Source organism: Streptomyces sp. NPDC005195, assembly GCF_040608315.1.
Classification (GTDB): domain Bacteria; phylum Actinomycetota; class Actinomycetes; order Streptomycetales; family Streptomycetaceae; genus Streptomyces; species Streptomyces kaempferi.
The window spans coordinates 1-5,200 of the sequence record NZ_JBEXHZ010000149.1 but is presented as its reverse complement, the minus strand read 5'-3'; the positions used below and the strand labels follow the sequence as shown (position 1 = coordinate 5,200).

Genomic DNA, 5,200 nt, shown 5'->3' with positions numbered 1-5,200 from the left:
GCGGCCGGGTCGGCGGCGGCGCCGGCGGCGCCTACGCAGACCGCGTCCAGCCGCCCGGAGGGCAGTTCGGAGGCAAGCTCGTCGACGAGAGCCGCGGCGGCCGTCACGGCGACGACCGCGGCGGTGACGCCGTCGGACTCCGCCAGACCGGGAGCCCCGGGAACCTCGCGAACGGGGTGGTCGGGGCCGTCCGGGCCGGTCCAGAGCACGGCGCGGCACCCCGTCTTCCCCAGGTCCACCGCCAGTACGGCCGTCATGTGTGAACGCCTTCTCCATTGAAAGGGACGATCCGCGGCTTCGCTGCGCCGAGAGCGTCCGGCGAACGGACCGCGGTGCTGCGAGTTTGGAAGCCCGTCCTCCGCATGTCAATAAATACCGCTAGGAAAATTTGTCACGTAACTTTTTGCCATCCCTGGTGGGCGTGGCTACGCTTGCGTCCACACCACCCAGGAGGACCCATGGCTCGCGAGGTCGCGCACCGTGAAGCCGCGGAGTCGCCGCACGGCGGCGGCGGTTCGGTCGACGTGCTGACGAGGATCCGCGGCGCGCTGCCGTCCCTGGCCCCGTCGGAACGGCGGGTGGCGGACACCGTGCTCGCGGCGCCGTCCGAGGCGGCCGGACTGTCCATCAGTGCCCTCGCCGGCAGGGCGAGCACCTCGGTGGCCACCGTGATGAGGTTCTGCCGCGCGATCGGGCTGACCAACTATCCCCACCTGCGCGTCGGTCTCGCCGCGGCGGCGGCGCACGAGAACGCGCTCGGTGCCGAGCGCCCGGCGCTGGGCACCGACATCGGCGCCACGGACTCACTGGAACAGATCATCAGCAAGATCATCTACAACGAGGTCCGCGCCCTGGAGGAGTCCCGCGACGGCTTCGACGTGGCCCAGCTCGGACAGGCGGTCGACGCCGTCGCCGACGCCCGCCGGATAGACATCTTCGGCGTGGGCGCCAGCGGATTCGTCGGCCAGGACCTGCACCAGAAGCTCCACCGCATCGGCCGGATGGCCTTCATCTGGACCGACGTGCACGCCGCGCTCACCGCCGCGGCGCTGCTCGGGCCCGCGGACGTGGCCATCGCGATCTCCCACTCCGGCGAGACGACGGACACGATCGAGCCCCTGCAGGCCGCCGCCGAGAACGGCGCCACCACGATCGCCCTGACCAACTTCGCCCGCTCGCCGCTGGCCGAGACCGCCGACCTCGTGCTCACCACCTGCGCGCGAGAGATGCCGTTCCGCTCCGGCGCGACCGTCAGCCGTATCGCCCAACTGGCGCTCATCGACTGCCTGTTCGTCGGAGTCGCACAGCGCTCGTACGACGCCACCACCGCGGCGCGGCACCGTACCTACGGCGCGGTGCAGCGCCACCGGAGCACTCCCGCGGCCCGCCGGCCGACCTCCTACGAGGCCCTCGCCTCCCCTGCCGCCGGCGCCGCGACGGAACCGGCCGTCACGCCGACGGCCGAACTCCCGCCCGTGGCGGCGCCCCCCGGATGACGCCGGACCGGCCAGCCGACCTCCGACACACAGGTGACCGGTGTACCGCCCCCCGGCGCGCAGGTGACCGGTGTACCCCCGCCGACGCCCGGACCGCCGGCCGGCGCCGCCGCGCCCCCTCCGTCACCACCGAACGACAGCGCGTTTTCCGAAGGGAACGACAGCGCTTCCCCGAAAGGAAGGACCGCACGTGGACCTCAGCACTCTCGGCACCGAAACCCGCAACCGGCGGACCGCCGAACTGGACCGCATGCCGGTCACCGAACTGCTCGCGACCATGAACGACGAGGACCAGACCGTCGCCCTGGCGGTGCGCACCGCCCTGCCACAGATCGCCGCGGCCGTGGAGAAGATCACCGCCTCGCTGCGCGCGGGCGGCAGGCTCGTCTATCTCGGCGCCGGTACCAGCGGACGGATCGGCCTGCTCGACGCCGTCGAATGCCCGCCGACCTTCGGCATCTCGCCCGACCAGGTCGTCGGTCTGCTCTCCGGCGGTCCCGGCGCGTTCGTCCTCGCGGTCGAAGGCGCCGAGGACAATCCCGATCTCGCCGTCTCCGACCTCGACGCCATCGGCCTGACCGCCCACGACACCGTGGTCGGGCTCGCTGCCAGCGGCCGCACCCCCTACGTCGTCGGCGGCCTGGAGCACGCCCGCGCGAGGGGCGCGGCGACCGTCTCCGTCGCCTGCAACAGCGACGCCGTCATCAGCCGCCACGCGGACGTCGCCATCGAGGTCCCCACCGGCCCCGAGGTCCTCACCGGCTCCACCCGGCTCAAGGGCGGCACCGCCGAGAAGCTGGTCTGCAACATGCTCTCGACCGCCACGATGGTTCAGCTCGGCAAGGTGTACGGCAACCTCATGGTCGACCTGCGCGCGACCAACGAGAAGCTCGTCGACCGGGCGCGGCGCATGGTCGCGCAGGCCACCGGCTCCGGCCTCGACGCCGCCGCGGCCGCACTCCAGGAGGCCGACGGACACGCGAAGACCGCGATCGTCATGCTCCTCGCCGGCTGTACCCGTGCCGAGGCGGCCGCCCGTCTCGAAGCCGCGCACGACGACGTACGGGCCGCCGCGGCCGCCTGACGGGTGGCCACGGCGGCCCGCACCCTGTGCCGCCCTTTCTGCTGTCCGGGACCGCGCGCGGTGGTGATCACCGGCCGGTACAGGACGGACGCCCCTGGTCCAGCGGGGCACGGCCCACGGAGGGCTTGACCCACGGAGGGCTCGACCCACGACCGGTCCGGGCGGTGTGCCCGCGCCGGGAGCCCGTCCTGTCGGGAGCGGGGCCGCCCTGCCCGCACGACAGTTGGCGATCAGGACATCTCGGCGCGTCGGCGGAACCGGCGAGGCTGGTGCCGCGAAAGGCAACGTCCGGCCCCGTCGCGACGCCCGGTACGCGCCCCCACTGCCTCCAAGGGGGGGGCAGGTGCCCCCGCTCGCCGCACCGGCCGAAAGCCCGAGTACGTCCATTACGAGGACCACCCGCCGGCACTTCCCCAGCCTCCGGCCGGGGGGGGACCCCGGAGCACGCACCGGACGCCGCTCCTCGAAGGGCAAACGTTCCCTGTCGCGGCATTAGAGTGCACTGGCCGTAGTGCCGTCAAAGACCTTGGAGGATTCACACGCTATGTCGGCCGAGACCCACGAGTTCCAGGTGGAAGCCCGTCAACTGCTGCAGTTGATGATCCATTCGATCTACTCGAACAAGGATGTGTTTCTGCGGGAGCTGATCTCCAACGCCTCGGACGCGCTGGACAAGCTGCGACTCACGGCCCTGCGTGATGACACGCTGGGCGCGGATGTGTCCGATCTGCACATCAGCGTCGAGGCCGATGCGCAGGCGAGGACGTTGACGGTGCGGGACAACGGTATCGGCATGTCGCACCAGGAGGTCGTTCAGCTCATCGGCACGATAGCGAGCTCTGGTACCGCGAGGCTGTTGCGGGAACTGAAGGAGACCGACGACGCGGACGACGCGGCGGGCCTCATCGGCCAGTTCGGCGTCGGCTTCTACTCGGCCTTCATGGTGGCCGACGAGGTCACCGTGCTGACCCGGCACGCGGGCGAGAGCCAGGGCACCCGCTGGGTCTCCCGTGGTGAAGGCACCTACACGGTCGAGGCCCTCGACGAGGCGCCCCAGGGGACAACGGTCACCCTTCACCTCAAGCCCGTGGACGTCGAGAACCAGCTCAACGACTACGCGCAGGACGGGAAGATCCGCGAGATCATCAAGCGGTACTCGGACTTCATCACCTGGCCGATCCGTATGGCCGCCCGGACCGCCGCGGCCGCCGAACAGGCCGCCGAAAGCGCCGATGCCGAGCCGGTCCCGGACGAATTCGAGACCGTGAACTCGATGAAGGCGCTGTGGGCCCGAGCACGAGAGGACGTGTCCGACGAGGAATACCACGAGCTGTACAGGCGCATCAGTCACGACTGGCTCGACCCGCTGGAGACCATTCGCCTGCAGGCGGAAGGGACCTTCGAGTACCAGGCGTTGCTCTTCATTCCCTCGCGCGCCCCGCAGGACCTGTTCACACAAGGCCACAGCCGCGGTCTTCAACTGTTCGTCAAGCGCGTGCACATCATGGACGACTGCGAGCAACTCCTGCCGCCCTACCTCCGCTTCGTCAAGGGCATCGTCGATGCGCAGGACCTGTCGCTCAATGTCTCCCGCGAGATCCTGCAGCAGGACCGGCACATCCAGCGGATGCACCGGCGCCTCACGAAGAAGGTCCTGTCCACGATCAAGGACCTGAGGACCAAGGCCCCGGAGAACTACGCGACGGTCTGGCGGGAGTTCGGCAAAGCCCTGAAGGAGGGCCTGCTCGACGACCACGAGAACCGCGACGCCATCCTCGCCCTGTGCTCGTTCCCCTCGACCCACGCCACGGACGAACCGACCACTCTGGCGCAGTACGTCGAACGCATGAAGGAAGGCCAGGAAGAGATCTTCTACCTGACCGGTGACTCCAGGGAAGCCATCGAGAACTCCCCTCACATGGAGGCCTTCCGTGCCAAGGGTGTCGAGGTACTGCTTCTGACCGACCCGATCGACGAGGTCTGGGTCACCGCCGTGCCCGCATTCGACGGCAAGCGGCTGCGGTCCATCACCAAGGGCGAGGTCGACCTCGGCAACGGGGAACCGGACACGGACGAGACCGAGCAGGACCGCGAGAACCAGCGGAGGGAGTACTCGGGGCTCCTGTCCTGGATGACCGAACAGCTCGGCCAGGACGTCAAGGAGGTTCGGCTGTCCACTCGCCTGACCGTGTCGCCGGCTTGTCTCGTCTCGGACGCGCACGACATCACTCCGGCCCTGGAGAACATCTACCGTGCGATGGGACAGGACATCCCGCACACCAAGCGCATCCTCGAGCTCAATCCCGGCCACTCCCTGGTGGGCGGCCTCAACAAGGCCCACACCGAGCGAGAGGACGGGGCGGATGCCGGCCTCGCCGAAATCGCGGAACTCCTCTACGGCATGGCACTTCTCGCTGAAGGCGGTGCGCTGAAGGACCCGGCCCGCTTCACCAAACTGCTGGCGGACCGGCTCTCCTTCTAGGCCGCTGGACGCGCGTGAGGGGCCGGCACATGGTGCCGGCCCCACACGATTCAGTATCGGGGACAGGATTTTTAACATCGAACACTGGGTTATTATCCCAGCGAGCTAACGAGCTGCTCCACCCCCCCTCGTTGACAC

The 5,200-nt window shown here is 69.6% G+C and carries 3 protein-coding genes and 1 pseudogene; 3 read left to right on the top strand and 1 reads right to left on the bottom strand.

Going from position 1 to position 5,200, the window contains the following annotated elements:
• Positions 1-257, bottom strand: a pseudogene (locus tag ABZV34_RS36970) (ATPase); the annotation flags it as partial.
• A 201-nt stretch (positions 258-458) separates the two neighbouring features.
• On the opposite strand from ABZV34_RS36970, the gene ABZV34_RS36965 reads away from it, so the two are divergent.
• From ABZV34_RS36965 to htpG, 3 genes are all read left to right on the top strand, one after another.
• A complete protein-coding gene (locus tag ABZV34_RS36965) occupies positions 459-1,496 on the top strand; it encodes a MurR/RpiR family transcriptional regulator (protein WP_356286918.1) in 1,038 nt (345 codons plus the stop codon).
• 190 nt (positions 1,497-1,686) lie between these two features.
• A complete protein-coding gene (gene murQ / locus ABZV34_RS36960) occupies positions 1,687-2,580 on the top strand; it encodes an N-acetylmuramic acid 6-phosphate etherase (RefSeq protein ID WP_356286916.1) in 894 nt (297 codons plus the stop codon).
• A 544-nt stretch (positions 2,581-3,124) separates the two neighbouring features.
• Positions 3,125-5,062, top strand: coding sequence for a molecular chaperone HtpG (gene htpG, locus ABZV34_RS36955; RefSeq protein ID WP_356286913.1), 1,938 nt, complete (start codon positions 3,125-3,127; stop codon positions 5,060-5,062).
• Positions 5,063-5,200 lie beyond the last annotated feature (138 nt).